12 protein-coding genes are annotated in these 15,292 nt (G+C 40.8%); 8 read left to right on the forward strand and 4 right to left on the reverse strand.

The window, feature by feature from the left end:
* Nucleotides 1-4: 4 nt before the first annotated feature.
* On the reverse strand, nucleotides 5-1,351 hold the full coding sequence (locus PSF16_RS04330) for a purine-cytosine permease family protein (RefSeq protein ID WP_006657708.1): 1,347 nt from the start codon (nucleotides 1,349-1,351) through the stop codon (nucleotides 5-7).
* 467 nt (nucleotides 1,352-1,818) lie between these two features.
* On the opposite strand from PSF16_RS04330, the gene PSF16_RS04335 reads away from it, so the two are divergent.
* Nucleotides 1,819-3,225 (forward strand): hypothetical protein, encoded by a 1,407-nt coding sequence (locus PSF16_RS04335; protein WP_272688829.1) that lies wholly within the window; start codon nucleotides 1,819-1,821, stop codon nucleotides 3,223-3,225.
* A 61-nt stretch (nucleotides 3,226-3,286) separates the two neighbouring features.
* Here the strand turns inward: PSF16_RS04335 and macB are convergent, their stop codons facing one another.
* From macB to PSF16_RS04350, 3 genes are all read right to left on the reverse strand, one after another.
* Entirely contained in the window at nucleotides 3,287-5,230 is a 1,944-nt protein-coding gene (macB, locus tag PSF16_RS04340; protein WP_272688830.1) for a macrolide ABC transporter ATP-binding protein/permease MacB, read from the reverse strand.
* A 2-nt stretch (nucleotides 5,231-5,232) separates the two neighbouring features.
* A complete protein-coding gene (gene macA, locus PSF16_RS04345; RefSeq protein WP_036974662.1) occupies nucleotides 5,233-6,342 on the reverse strand; it encodes a macrolide transporter subunit MacA in 1,110 nt (369 codons plus the stop codon).
* Nucleotides 6,343-6,450: 108 nt separating this feature from the next.
* On the reverse strand, nucleotides 6,451-8,115 hold the full coding sequence (locus PSF16_RS04350; protein ID WP_272688831.1) for an ATP-dependent nuclease: 1,665 nt from the start codon (nucleotides 8,113-8,115) through the stop codon (nucleotides 6,451-6,453).
* 397 nt (nucleotides 8,116-8,512) lie between these two features.
* On the opposite strand from PSF16_RS04350, the gene PSF16_RS04355 reads away from it, so the two are divergent.
* The 7 genes from PSF16_RS04355 (at nucleotide 8,513) to PSF16_RS04385 (ending at nucleotide 15,253) form a co-directional block, all read left to right on the forward strand.
* The gene (locus tag PSF16_RS04355) at nucleotides 8,513-9,412 is read left to right on the forward strand and encodes a lysine exporter LysO family protein (protein ID WP_272688832.1); all 900 of its coding nucleotides are present in this window, start codon (nucleotides 8,513-8,515) and stop codon (nucleotides 9,410-9,412) included.
* A 51-nt stretch (nucleotides 9,413-9,463) separates the two neighbouring features.
* Complete coding sequence (locus PSF16_RS04360) at nucleotides 9,464-10,945, forward strand: DUF2867 domain-containing protein (RefSeq protein WP_272688833.1); 1,482 nt, start codon at nucleotides 9,464-9,466, stop codon at nucleotides 10,943-10,945.
* 98 nt (nucleotides 10,946-11,043) lie between these two features.
* Nucleotides 11,044-11,772, forward strand: a complete 729-nt coding sequence (gene artP / locus PSF16_RS04365; protein WP_272688834.1) for an arginine ABC transporter ATP-binding protein ArtP — start codon at nucleotides 11,044-11,046, stop codon at nucleotides 11,770-11,772.
* Nucleotides 11,773-11,790: 18 nt separating this feature from the next.
* Nucleotides 11,791-12,534, forward strand: a complete 744-nt coding sequence (gene artJ, locus PSF16_RS04370) for an arginine ABC transporter substrate-binding protein (protein WP_006657700.1) — start codon at nucleotides 11,791-11,793, stop codon at nucleotides 12,532-12,534.
* 12 nt (nucleotides 12,535-12,546) lie between these two features.
* Entirely contained in the window at nucleotides 12,547-13,287 is a 741-nt protein-coding gene (gene artQ / locus PSF16_RS04375; protein WP_006657699.1) for an arginine ABC transporter permease ArtQ, read from the forward strand.
* Nucleotides 13,284-13,952, forward strand: coding sequence for an arginine ABC transporter permease ArtM (artM, locus tag PSF16_RS04380; RefSeq protein ID WP_272688835.1), 669 nt, complete (start codon nucleotides 13,284-13,286; stop codon nucleotides 13,950-13,952). Before artQ ends, artM begins: the two co-directional genes overlap by 4 nt.
* 179 nt (nucleotides 13,953-14,131) lie before the next feature.
* A complete protein-coding gene (locus PSF16_RS04385) occupies nucleotides 14,132-15,253 on the forward strand; it encodes a YopT-type cysteine protease domain-containing protein (protein ID WP_272688836.1) in 1,122 nt (373 codons plus the stop codon).
* Nucleotides 15,254-15,292: the final 39 nt, after the last annotated feature.

Here is a 15,292-nt window from a genome sequence, read left to right on the forward strand (position 1 = left end):
GCCCTCAATCTAAATGAGAAACTTGGCGGAAATGGGTTCCTTTCTCGCCTCGGAATGCGGCTAATAGTCGCATACCAATCCAATAAGCCACCGCACCAACCAGCAAGGAGTTCAATGCTGGAACACCAATATCTGCATTAAATGGACCCAGAGCAGACGTTCCCCAACCCACGATAACAGCACAACACCACGCAACTAATGTTACTGGGTTATATGCTTCACAGCGTGTCGGTAAAATGCCTTGTTCCCGGGTAATATCCAGTTCTTTTCTGTCACGTTTTAAAAGGTAGTAATCTACAACCATAATGCCCGCGACAGGCGGAATCGAAATACCGAGATAAATTAAGAAGCTAATAAAGTTATCTAAGATGCCTAACATAGAAGCAACAGTACCAAAAATACCAATTACCCATGTTAAATAACGGCGATCAAAGCGCTTATTAAAGATGGCGTTCAACAATGTTGAAAAGCCCAGTGACGAAGAATAAAGATTGATATCATTCATTTTAATTGTTGAGAAGATAACAATCGATGCACCTAGCAATCCAGTCAACGCCATCATCAAATCAAAAACTTGGCTTGTACGTAACGCTAAAGCCATTAAAACTGCAATCATGTTGACGAAAAGCTCGCCACAGAACGTACCAATTAAGGTCATCCAGAACACATCTTTCGGCTTATGCATAAAGCGGCTGATGTCTGGTGTTGTCACAGCAGAGATGATAAATCCACCAGCAACCATGGTAATTGCCGCTGGCATAGTCATTAACGGTCCGGCAGGTTCAGTGGCATTGATTAACGAACCAATATCCTGTCCTGATAATAAATTATAAGTTGCCCAACCGAGTGCGAATAAAAAGAGCGGTGTTGAAATATTCGCGGTAATAGATAAAAAGCGATATCCATATACCGTAATAATTGTCACCGCAATACCTGTAATAAGCGACCAGGTCCCTGGTGTTAGCACGTTAGTCGCTTTATACATACCATCAGCGAAGAAACCATTTTGGACGCCGAACCAACCCATTAAGGAGATAGCAATCGCTCCTCCAATTAATGCGGATCCTAGCTTTCCAAAACCAGCCCACCGAGACAGTAGACTGATTGACATTCCTTCGCGACAAGCAGCTGCTCCAAGCCCCCAGCTGACGACCTGTAAAATTACAGAGCCGAGCATCGTTGCCCAAAACGCCTGCCAAAACGTTAATCCATACCCAAGAGCTGCACCTAGCATCACTTGCGAAACGCAAGCGAGTGAACCGATACGGAGGATCAACACTTCATAAAACGGTCGACGAGCACTTTGCGGTACCCGCGCCAGAGAATAATCTTCACCTGCTTTATTTGCCATTTTTCATGCCTGCTGTGTATGAGTCTTTACTTGGGATTTATTGGCTTTTCGCTAAAGTTCCATTTAATGGAACTAGGTTTCATTTATTCTACAAGACGAATGATATCCACGATCAGTACCAAACCGCAAGTAGAATTTACCTTTTTGATAGCTTTTTTATTATCGGTTATTTAAATAAGAGGAGATATAGGAGGAGATAAAAACAAAATAAGCTGTAAATTAATGGGTTAAAAACTCCACATTTGATTAGAGAAATTTCATAAAAAGAGTTATCCCCAATAGATAATTCTAATTTCGACACGCCAATTTAGAGTAGTTTCTCTTTTCATTGCGCTTAATCTCACAAAATATTCGGCCTAAACAGACATTTTTCCTTTTTCCTGACATGTCATATTCATTTATACAAGAAAATGAGGACAGAAGTTGTTAGTTTTCTGATAATCCATTTTCAAGCATAGAATATCAATATGTACCCTATCCATTTTAGTACCATCTTTAACCAAAATAATCTGCTGAAATATATTCATAGTGATAAAAAAAATATCAAACATATCATTGATAAACTAAACCACATATCGAATATCAATAATTCCTTAAACGGTATATGCCAAGGGCTAACCCACCAATATATCGCTTATGAAAACAATCATCAGGGCTCTCAATTTATACAACAGCTAAATAGCGTGATTAATCTCGCAAAATTGGATGTTCCTAGTGATGATCCTCTACAGGATGCTAATAATCAGGCATGGAAGCAATTATCGGCACATGTTGCTCAACAGCACGCCATCGATGCGATACGATTACAAGCTAACCATGAACAATCGCACTACTACTATAGTCAGCAAACAAGGCTAAAAAGAGCCTATTTAGCGCCCAAATATCCCAGTGAAACTAATTGGCAATACATTGAATGTTGCTTAACAGCACTCAAAAATGATATAGATATGCAAAAATATTATGGCATCTCTGCGGCTCAAGAATGCAATTTAATTCGGGCGCTTTATCATAAAATTAAATGTGGTGAAAAAATAATCTTACCCGAATTCAATCTACTCACTCCAGAAATCAATAAAAAAATTAAACAGGGTGATAGCCTAACGGAAACAGAAGTTAAATTATTTTTGCAGGATGCTTACAAATATTGTGCCCTCGTTTGCGAATTTGATAGCACCCTGTTTAATGTCAAATCTGGATTAAAATACAATAAAACCGAATCTGATTTCAGCTATAAAAATACTCAACAGAGTATCGTTACGGCAACTGTACAAGACATTGAAATATTCATTAATGCTATCATTCAAAACCAGCAAAATTGTTCAATATCTTATTCCGCACATCACCATGCAACGGCGATAACAATAAGATATGACCCACAAAATAAGCGTCATTCATTGAGTTATTTTGACCCTAATGAAGGTGTTATAAATCTCACAAGTAAACAGCACCTACTCGATACCCTCCGCATACTCCCCAAAAATACCCATATCAAAAATGACGGCAAAATAATAGAAACCGCAGATATTGGGAAGTTTATTCCTATAGCGGATCCTTCTAATAAGCTAAAACTCCCCGATCTAGAGAAAGAAGTGGAAAAGCTAACCAAACAATTATTGGTCGGCAAAAAAACAACGCTAACCTTGTCTAACAAAAACAGGCTTTCTTTCATCGAATATGACAAGAAGAACGACTTTCTCTTTTTGGAGTTAAAAATGGAAAAAGAGTGTTATCAAATTATTAGTGAATACCGCAGCCTCAATGACACCATAAAACTTATCGAATCAACTAAATCAGAATATCAATGTTACCAAAACAAAAATATCTATATTGATTGGAAAGGAAGGATAGCTAATAGAATTGCATTCAATTTATGATATTGAAACCACGCTGCTCTTCCTCTCGAAGAGAAAAGAAGAGCAGCATTTTGTATTTAAATCACTCTCTCGCTAATGCATCAATTGGATTTAATTTGGCCGCGTTTTTGGCGGGTAGGAAACCAAAAATAACCCCAATTGCAGTGGAGCAGGCAAATGCGCTGATTAGCGCGATAGGATCAAATTCAAATGTCCAACCTGGTAGCGCCATTTGGGCAATTAAGCTCACGCCATAAGATAACCCAATCCCCATTAAGCCACCGATAAGGCACACTAACACCGCTTCAATTAAAAATTGCTGCATAACATCCGAAGTTCGTGCTCCTACCGCCATCCGAATCCCAATTTCACGGGTTCTTTCCGTTACGGATACCAACATAATGTTCATCACACCAATGCCCCCGACCACTAAAGAAATTACGGCGACGAGGGTTAAAAAGAGCTGCATCGTTTGTGTGGTTTTTTCAGCCGTTTTAACCAATGTATCAATGTTATAAGTAAAAATATCCTTCTTACCATGACGCAGCGTAAGCAAACGCACCAGTTGTTGCTCAGCCACTTTGGCATCAACACCTTCATTTACTCTCACCACAATGCTGTCATAGTAAGAACGGTTAATGAGCTTACTGTTAATGGTGGTATCTGGTAAAAACACCTCTAAACTTTTACTGGAGCCAAAAATTGACTTTTGCTCCCCCAATACTCCGATAATCGTAGCGGGCATATTGCCAATAAGTAATGTTTCACCCACCACATTCTGTTTGTTCGGGAAAAAACGTCGTTTCGTATTTCTATCAATGACAACTACAGGCGCACGCCGAGTTAGCATATCCTGAGTGAATCCCATCCCTTCAGAAAAATGGCTTCCATAAACTTGGAAATAATCGGTTCCTACCCCAGACACCCGAGCCACCGCATCCAAATTACCTTTACGTAACCGCGCGGATGTTTCAATAGAGCCCGTCACTGACTGTACATAAGGCTGCTGAGCAATTGCTGAAATGTCCGAGGCTTTCAATACTTGGCGGTTTTCAGGGTCATCACTACCAAAATCTTTGCCGGGATACACCGAGATCGTATTGGTCCCAATCGATTTAATATCATTCAATACCATCCCTTTAGCCGCATCACCAATCACCATAATGGAGACCACCGATGCAATACCAATCACAATCCCCAACATGGTCAGTAAGGTGCGCATTTTATTCACGACCATCGCTCGCCATGCCATCAGCAGCGCTTCACTGAATCGGCTAACCCACTGACCTAATGGATTTTTCCGTATGACGGCTTTGGCTGGAAATTCAGCGACTTTTACCGCAAGTGCACCAGAATCATTAATGATTTCGCCATCTTTGATTTCAACAATCCGTTCTGCTTGTTGCGCTACTTTTGGGTCATGGGTGACGATAATCACCGTGTGTCCTTGGGCACAAAGATCTTTTAAAATCTTCATCACCTCTTCCCCTGAATGGCTATCTAGCGCCCCAGTAGGCTCATCCGCTAAAATAACCTGACCACCATTCATGAGTGCCCGAGCAATACTGACTCGCTGCTGTTGCCCTCCAGACAGCTGGCTAGGACGATAATTGACGCGCTCCCCTAAGCCTAAACGTTGCAGCAATTTTCCTGCTCGTTCCTGTCGTTGCGCCTTACCAGCTCCCGCATAAATAGCAGGAATTTCAACGTTCTGCTCTGCACTCAAATGGCTTAACAAATGATAGCGTTGAAAAATAAAACCAAAATGTTCACGACGTAATTGCGCCAGCTGATCATTATCTAACTCTGCGATATTTTGCCCTGCAACATAGTACTCGCCTGAGGATGGTTTATCTAAACACCCAAGGATATTCATCAACGTCGATTTTCCTGAGCCTGATGCTCCGATAATCGCCACCATCTCCCCTGAATGTATTTTCAGCGAAACCTTTTTTAGTACCGTGATTTCCTGCTCACCCGCAGGGTATCGCCGTGTAATGTTATGCAGCTCAAGTAAGGTTGCCATGATTACAATTCCGTATCACTACTGCGATTAGTAATGACTTTATCCCCTTCTTGCAGCCCTTTAATAATCTCAACGGAGACATCATTGCGGCTACCAATTTCAACGGTTCTCTTTTGTGGTACACCGCCATTCAACACCTCCACTTCATAAACCTGTGGAGAAACTTCATTTCCTAAAGCGAGCAACGGAAGCAATAACACATTTTTATGAGATTCAAGTTCAATCACCACTTGCGCAGTCATTTGCAACTTTAATAAATGCTGGGGATTTGGTACTTCAAAGCGTGCGTAGTAAAAAATCGCATCATTGATTTTTTCAGGCGTAGGAAGGATATCTTTCAGTTTTCCCGCAAATTTTTTATCTGGTGCACCCAACACGGTAAAAGACGCACTTTGCCCTGGTTCAAGATAGATAACATCGGCTTCAGACACTTCAGCTTTTACCAACATTGTATCCAGATCCGCCAACGTCAAAATCGTCGGTGCTTCTTGAGCTGCGATCACAGTTTGCCCCTGCAACGTTTTGATAAACGTTACAATGCCATCCATCGGTGCAGTAATTTGGGTATACTTCAAATTAGTTTTTGCCGTATCTAAAGAGGCGCGATTGCGTTTAATTTGTGACTGATACGTGGCAACTTTGGCTTTATTCACCTCGACGTCAGTCCTGGCTTTATCCAGTTCTTGGCGAGACACCGCTTGCACTTTTGATAAGCTTAAATGACGCTGATAGGTCACTTGCGCCAATTTTAATTCGGCTTGAGCCAGTGCCAAATTCGACTCTAATTCATGAATGGTTTCTTGGGATTCGGTGACCTCGTTTTGCGCCTTTTGTGGATCAATCACCGCCAGCAGGTCGCCTTTTTTGACCGTATCACCTTCTTTTACATATAACGTTTGTAATTGACCACTGACTTGCGCACCAACATCAACTTTCCGCACAGCATCTAACTTCCCTGTTGCGAGAACCTGCTTATCTAAATCACCACGGGTTACATCAACCGTTTGGTAACTTTCTGGTTTCTGATTACCAAGAAAATACCACGCAATCATGCTCCCCATAAGCAAGGCTAAAATACCATAAATCCATTTTTTTCTTGATGTTGCCTTCATTACTCACGTTCCTATTTTCAATAAGAGGGCCGCCCCTCCCTTGAAAATAAGATAGCTGAATAATTATCTATCTTCACTAAACAGATTTAAGATTAACTGCAATTTATATCAATACGCCTTACCACGCGCGAGCCATGCAACGCGAGAGAACATGTTTCTTAACACTAATGGCACTGCGTCTGGACCCAATTCAGCTGCACGATTCACTGTCGCAAGTGCTAAGTCGGGCTTCGAGGTTCGTGCAATCGCTTTTAAGATAACCCGACGGGTTGAAACCCTCGCATTTTCAGGGATTTCCGCAATTTCATGGTACAAGCCTTGAAACCCTTCACGATAGAGAAAATGCTCCATATCGGGTGCAGGTAACATCGTTAAACGGTCTCGGTCTGAAGAATTAATTTTATTCGCGTAATGGATGGCAGTTGCGGCATATTTCCTTCCTGCCTCATCCCCATCCGTTAATACATGCCACTCAATCCCCATTTTATTGGCAAATTTTAATAATGGTTTCAAACCACTCTGCGCAAAAGCAATGACTTTAATGCCTTCCGTTTCGAAGAAATAATTACACTGCCTCGCAAATTCACTCATTAACCAAATCTCTGTTTCACCTTCGACCAATAACCAACAACGGGCAAATAATGCAGATGGTCGATTAAAACGAATATGGAATGATATTTTGCGTAGCTCTTCCGCACTTAAATCTTGGGGGCTAAGACGATATGCCGATACCTTATTGGTATCACGCACAAGGCGACATAAACTGTCAATTGGCGCCTGAGAAAGTAAATCGCCAGAGTTGGTCGTTGTGATCCGCTGCAATGAGAATAAGCTAAATAGCCCCCAAGCAATAGATAACATAATAGGATGTAGCCGCGTCTCAGGGTCTTCCACAATAATAATTGGGCGAGCATGTTTATCGAGCTCGATATTCCCTTTAGATTGCAATAATGATGAAAACATCCCTAAGATAATTAGGCGAATATTACGTTGATTAGGTTTTGCAATCAGCCGGTTAATATTATCCAATGCTTGCCAGCCGCGTTTCCGAGGTTCTAAGCTAATGATTGAATTATCCGCTTTCACCATATGACCGCTTTTTCCTGAAAAATAATGGCTCAGCAATTGCTGCATTGCGTCCACACCATCTTCAAGGTCATTATCACTTAATCGTTCAGGGTTATTCACCAACGCCATGGTTAGCTCTTTAATCTGGTGATTAAAGTTTTCACGAAAATGGTTATCCCCACCCTGGATAGTATTCGGATTAATGGTGTTTAAAAAGCGGGCATCTCGTAAGCGGATCGCGGGATATAAACGAATAATTTCCTTAATGTACTTTCCGACATTATCAAGAGATAGCTTGTTCCCTCCTGAATTTAGGAAACACTTATCCACTACAACACTATTATCGTCTTTTAATTCGGCGCTCACTCGGTACAAAATATGTTTTAGATCGTCCCCATTATCAACCCAGACAGAGGCTAGATTTTGAAAACGATAAGACTGATGTCGACCTGGGCGGCTTTCACAGAACTTTAGGACTATCTGCAAAGTACGAAAACGCGTTTCATCATCCCCTGTTGGATGGTGAAAATCATTAGCATTAAACTGGTATTCACGATGATCGGGAGAGAGCAAAATATCCAAGGCATCAAGTAGACTCGATTTACCCCACGAGTTTTCACCAATCAAGACAGTATTATTGTTAAGCTCTAAAGAAAGCCGGTTGATCCCTCTAAATCCATATATTTCCACACGTTCCAGATACATATCTCTCCCCTTACTGTCAAAACTGAGTTCGATTGTAACATCCCAACCATTCAGGAATCCGTGAAACAACCTGAACTATCACAAATAAAAGCTTACTTATTTAGCTAACTAATTACTAGACGAGTCAAAATAGTACAAAAAAACACGTTACGATACATGTTCCTGTATTGAGCTTATTTAATTGGTGATATAGGATGTTTATGCTTTATTTTCCAGCATTTTTCTCCTATTTTTAGTGAGTCAGCCATTGAAAAATATCTGTCACCTACATGATATTTAGCATCACAGGCTAAATTTATTACTGTTTCGATAGCAATACCCCTGAAAGTTTAAATATAATCTTTTGTTTATATTGATATAATTTATGTGTAGTTAATGAAATAAAAAGGGCACCGACATGTATTCTGGCTTGCTGATTATTCTTTTACCTCTGGTTCTTGGTTACTTGATACCTATAAAAAATAAAAATGTTCTTCATCGAGTTCATCAATCTTTAAACTCGATGGTGTACGTGATTTTATTTTTAATGGGTATTACCCTCGCGTTGCTTGAAAACCTCAGTGCCCATTTAGTGTCCATTTTAGTTTATGCCCTAACCTTCTTCGGCTGCATTTTTGGCTTAAATGCACTCTCATTAATCCTTCTCGATAAACTTGATCCGTGGAAAGTTCCGCAACACAAGCAAGAAAAACCCCCTTCTCGCATCAAAATGGTCTTTGAATCCTTGCAACTGTGCGGTGTATTACTGGTGGGTTTTCTGGTGGGCTTAACGGGGTTTAAATTTCTACATTATGCGGATAAAGGTAGCCAAGTCGCCCTCATGTTGCTGCTCTTACTCGTCGGGGTTCAACTGCGTAATAGCGGAATGCATATTCGACAAATTTTAATCAACCGCCGAGGAACAACTATCGCCTTAGTCATGGGGGGCAGCGCCCTTATAGGTGGCGCAGCCGCCGCCTTTTTCCTTGGACTTCCTATCAAAATGGGGTTGGCGATTGCCTCTGGATTTGGTTGGTATTCCCTCACAGGGATCTTAATTACCGATGCCTATGGTCCTGTTATGGGCAGCGCTGCATTCTTTAATGACTTATTGCGCGAATTAACGGCGATTATGCTGATCCCGCTGATCATTAACCGCTATCGCTCAACCGCTTTAGGTATCTGCGGCTCAACATCGATGGACTTTACTTTACCGGTATTGCAACGCAGTGGCGGTGTTTCAATTGTCCCTGCCGCCATCGTTCATGGGTTCGTTTTAAGTCTTATTACGCCAATTCTTATGGCATTCTTTACATAAGTAGAATTTCAGTCACAATAGCCGTTAATTTAGGTATCACAGGAAATTAACATGACGGGAAAACAACGAGTTTTAGTACTAGGCGCCAGCGGCTATATTGGGCAAAATTTAATTCCTAAATTATTGGAAGAAGGTCATCAAGTCACTGCGGCTGCCCGACGTGTAGAGTGGATGCTATCCCAAGGTTGGTCCGATACTCGTTGTATCTATGTGGATTTACATCAACCCGAAACCCTAAAAAATATCATGGATGAAGTGGATATAGTCTACTTCCTCGTTCACAGTATGGCAGATCAAGCTAACCTCGTTGAGCGTGAACGTGAGGCGGCTCGTAATGTGCAAACCGCATTACAGAACTCCAACGTTAAACAGGTGATATACCTCAGTGCCCTGCAACACGGTCATACTTATTCGCCGCATTTAATTGCAAGGCGCTTAACGGGAGAAATCCTGCGTGAAAGTGGAATTCCCGTGACTGAAATTCGCGCATCCATTATTGTTGGGTCCGGTTCCGCTGCCTTCGAAATAATGCGTGATATGGTGTATAACCTCGCCATTTTAACACCACCTCGCTGGGTTCGTTCGAAGTCATCCCCTATCGCCCTTGAAAATATCCTATACTACCTGACTCAATTGGCTCAGCTACCTGTGACTGAAAGCCGAGTTTTGGATGCCGGTGGTCCTGAATACATAAGCTATCAGGAGCTCTTCAAACGATTTATTAAAGTCTCCGGAAAACGCCGTTTATTAATTCCAATTCCTATTCCTATCAGCATGATTTCCGTACACTTTATCAGCCTGATCACATCGGTGCCCCCATCTATCGCAAAAGAGCTGATCCAAGGTTTGCAACATGACTTACCTGCAGATGACAAACTCATTCGAGAGCTGATCCCACAGACACTGATTTCATTTGATGATGCTGTCAGAACAACGCTAGCAGAAGAAGCCAGTGCTATCGATAACTCGGATTGGGGGTACGACCCTGAAGTGAGAAAACGCTGGCGACCAGGTTACGGCTACTACCCTAAACAAGCCGGCTTCACCTTCAGCACAACCGCATCCACTGAGTCACTTTGGCATACCGTCCAACAAATCGGCGGAAAGGAAGGCTATTTTTACGCCAACATCCTTTGGAAAACCCGCGCCATGATGGATGATATGATGCTGAATAAAGTTAAATATGGCAGACCTGATCGTGACACCTTACAAGTTGGTGATGAAGTTGATGGCTGGCGAGTCATTAATATGGAGCCAAACAAGCAACTAAGCTTGCTTTTTGGTATGAAAGCGCCAGGTTTAGGCCGGTTAACTTTCACCATTCATGATAGTGGAAACCTACGCTCAATTGATGTTCGTGCATGGTGGCACCCTGCGGGCTTCTGTGGGTTACTCTATTGGTTTGCAATGATGCCAGCGCATTTGTTCATCTTTAAAGGCATGGCTAAGCGTATTAGTGAATTAGCGGTTCAACGGGACAAACAGCTTGTGACAGAGCAGATAGCGGAACATCGCTCCAATAAGCCAGAATAAATTTAGCGTAAAAACCAAATTTTTATGCATAAAACATTGCATAAATATGCTCACAGGATTAATATCGCTGATAGTTAATTTAGATATTATTGGTAAGCATGAGCATTCAATTAAAAAACATAAACTGTTTCTACGGCAACCATCAGGCACTCTTTGATATTAACTTAGAGTGTACTGCTGGTGAGACAATGGTATTACTTGGGCCCAGTGGTGCAGGCAAGAGTTCTTTACTGCGTGTACTGAATCTTTTAGAGATGCCGCGTTCAGGTCAGCTAAATATTGCCAACCATCACTTTGATTTTTCCACTGCACCTGATGCGAAAGCGATTCGTGATCTGTGCCAAAATGTGGGAATGGTTTTCCAGCAATATAATTTATGGCCTCACTTAAGTGTCATGGATAACCTGATCGAAGCGCCGTGCCGTGTCTTGAAATTGACCAAGCAACAAGCTCAAGATAAGGCGGCTAAACTGTTAGAGCGTTTACGTTTATCTCAATTTGCCAATCGCTACCCACTGCATTTATCGGGCGGTCAACAACAACGTGTCGCGATTGCTCGCGCCCTAATGATGGAACCTCAAGTTCTATTATTTGATGAGCCAACCGCCGCGCTTGACCCAGAAATCACCGCCCAAGTGGTAGACATTATTCGTGAACTTTCAGCAACAGGGATCACACAAGTTATCGTGACCCATGAAGTTGAAATTGCCCGTAAAACTGCGAGCCGTGTGGTTTATATGGAAAACGGTCATATTGTAGAGCAAGGAGATGCTAGCCATTTTACTTCTCCTCAAACTGCAGCATTTGCAAATTATCTGTCCCACTAATAGATATAGGATTAAGCAATGAAAAAATTATTATTAGCTACATTATTAGGCGCTGTAACCCTATCTGCGACTGCGGCGGAAAAAGAGACGATCCGTTTTGCAACCGAAGCCACTTATGCCCCGTTTGAAATGTTTGATAAAAACAACCAAATTGTTGGTTTTGATGTGGATCTGGCAAATGCAATGTGTGCAAAAATGAATGCAACATGCACATTCACACACCAATCTTTTGATAGCTTAATCCCAAGCCTGAAATTCCGTCGTTTTGAAGCGTTAATGGCGGGCATCGATATTACCCCTGAGCGTCAACAACAAGTGGATTTTACTGAAACTTACTACCCTAACTCAGCCGAGTTTATCGCGGTAAAAGATAAAATTACGGCAGTTGACCAGCTAAAAGGCAAAAAAATTGGGGTACAAAACGGGACCACACACCAAAAATATATTATGGAACAACATAAAGACATGACTGTTGTTCCCTATGATAACTACCAATCTGCGATTTTAGATCTGCAAAATGGTCGTATCAACGCTGTGTTCGGTGACACCGCAGTTGCTGATGAGTGGCTAAAAGCGAAAGGCAATGAAAACTTAGCGCCAGTCGGCGATAAAGTGACAGACCCACAATACTTCGGCATCGGCTTAGGTATCGCCGTTCGTAAAGGTAACAAAGAATTGTTAGATAAGATGAACAAAGCCTTATCTGAAGTTAAAGCAGATGGCACATACGATGCTATCCATAAAAAATGGTTTCAACAGTAGTCGATATAATTAATGAATGACTTTCTCTTTTTAGCAAGTGCCGCCGGTATTACCGTCGGCCTTGCCGTTTCAGCCCTGATTCTTGGATTAGTTCTCGCGATGCTATTTACGGCGTGGGAATCCGTTCGATTCAAACCTCTCGCCTTTTTAGGGACATGCTGGGTCACACTGATCCGTGGTTTGCCCGAATTGCTGGTAGTGCTGTTTGTCTATTTTGGAACGCTCCAGCTAATCAATTTGTTAGGGGATGGTATCGCCATTAACTTGGGTTTCTGGCAAGGTACTTTCCAAATTGACCCGAGTATTTTCTTTGCTGATAGCGGCGAGTTTGATTACACTCCATTTTTCTGTGGTGTCATTGCCCTTGCGCTGTTATACGCCTCTTACGCCTCACAAACCCTACGAGGTGCATTAAAAGCTGTACCTTATGGTCAATGGGAAGCCGGATTGGCACTTGGATTAAGCAAAAGAACCATTTTCTTTCGCTATATCATGCCGCAGATGTGGCGCCATGCCTTACCAGGCTTAGGCAACCAATGGTTGGTGTTACTCAAAGATACCGCGTTAGTCTCCTTAATTAGCGTTAATGACTTAATGCTACAGACTAAAACTATTGTAAACCGCACCCATGAACCATTTACTTGGTACGCCATTGTGGGACTGATTTACCTCGCCATCACGCTATTAAGCCAGTTGGTACTCAAACGCATTGAACTGCGCACCACCCGTTTTGAACGGAGTGACGCGAAATGATTGATTTAATTCTGCAAATTTTACCGGGATTACCGACCAGCTTGTCACTGACCTTCAGTGCGTTGTTCGTTGCTTTCATTTTAGCTATCTTCTTTACGCTGATCTTATCCCTCAAAACGCCCGTCGTTTCACAAGCGGTTAAGGTCTATATCACCTTATTTACCGGAACGCCGTTATTAGTCCAATTCTTCTTGATTTATAATGGTCCAAGCCAGTTTAAATCCCTGCAAGACTATCCTATGTTGTGGGAGTTTATTTCGACCCCATGGATATGTGCGATGATTGCGCTGGCATTGAATAGTGCAGCGTATTCCACATTGCTATTCCACGGTGCGGTAAAAGCGATTCCGTCGGGTCAATGGCAGTCTTGCCAAGCATTAGGGATGAATAAACTGCAAACCATGCGAATTATTCTCCCCTATGCATTTAAACGTTCACTCTCATCCTATTCCAACGAAGTGGTATTGATTTTCAAAAGTACTTCTCTCGCCAGTACCATTACGATGCTAGATATTATGGGCTACAGTAGCCAAGTATTTGGTCAGACATGGGATGTGATGGCATTTGTCGCTGCGGGAATTATTTACCTCGTCGTGAATGCTATTCTGACGTTAATTATGCGTCTGATTGAGCGCAAAGCACTGGCATTTGAACAACGAAGTTAGCGGTAGTGTGTTGTTGTATTAAAAACAGAAAAAGCTTGGTAATCCACCAAGCTTTTTTTATGCCTGAAAAATCATTCATAGCTAATTATTTTCACACTAATTGTTTTTTGAAAGACTCTGTTTTATCAAAAAAACCATACTATATTATGGTCGATTCATTTCAGAGGGAATAGAAAATAATGATTACCAATGATTTTAATATTAATTTTTCACAAGGTTATTTTATTAAATTTTTAAAAGAACAAAAAACAAACCAATTTAAAAATAAAATTCTTAACGTTTGCAATCAACATAATGTTCTGAATGGCTATTGCTTTGGCTTTTCTAATCTTTATCTACAGTCAGTCGCAAAGAATAAAGAAAAACAATTTATTGATGCCTTTAATAATATCCCATCAGATATACTAAGTATAAACCATCATAGAAATTCTCCAGAAAATAAAGAAGCTTTGATAACAAAAGCGAAAAAGAAAGCAGATTTTGAAAATTTAAGTAGCCTTGTTATAAACACCCAAACTTTCAACATAAATGATGCATTCATTGTAAGATTAAAAAAATTAATAAAAACAATAACTAAAAGCAAGAATACACATGGAGAAATCACATTTAAGGAACATTTAAATACAATTATAGAAATTTTAATTAATAAAAATATCCATAATAAAACGTTTTCACTCGATGAACGTAAACTTTATATTAAGACTCTTCAAGAAATTCACATAATCGCAAATGAACTATATCGGCACGCACTTCCAAATAAAAAATCATTTCTTTTTTTTAAAAACAAAAAAAATAACCCACTAGAAAACAAGAGTGTTCACTTCAAAGAAATAATTCAAAAAATAAAAGACAATTGCAAAATAAAAAATGGAGAGTTCACGAATCAAGATATAGGAAAAATCCTTACTTATTCATGTCTGTATTACAATACATCTATTCATCAAAACTGGTTAGAGCAAAACGATATATTCAGTGAGCTACGTAGCAATAAAGAGTTATCATTTTACCGAATGCAATTATCTGATTTCCTTAATGATGAGTTCATACCAAATCAAGAACGTTATTATTTAATATTAAGTCAAAAACACGCTTGTGCGGCAACAATCACAAAACAAATAAATGGAAAGTATGAATATACTTTTTTCGACCCTAATCAAGGTATTAAATATTTTAATAATAAAAAAGATTTTGATCATTTCATATATAATTTCACTAAGGAAAATGCTGATTACTATAATTTTATCAAAAGTGAAAAAGGGCGGATTCAAGTCCGAAGTGCAACGCTAAGCCGCCTTTCTTAGCTCCGCAAACACCACCGAAGGTTGTCTGAACCCCAGACA

It is taken from the genome of Providencia sp. PROV033 (assembly GCF_028484855.1).
Classification (GTDB): Bacteria; Pseudomonadota; Gammaproteobacteria; order Enterobacterales; family Enterobacteriaceae; genus Providencia; species Providencia alcalifaciens.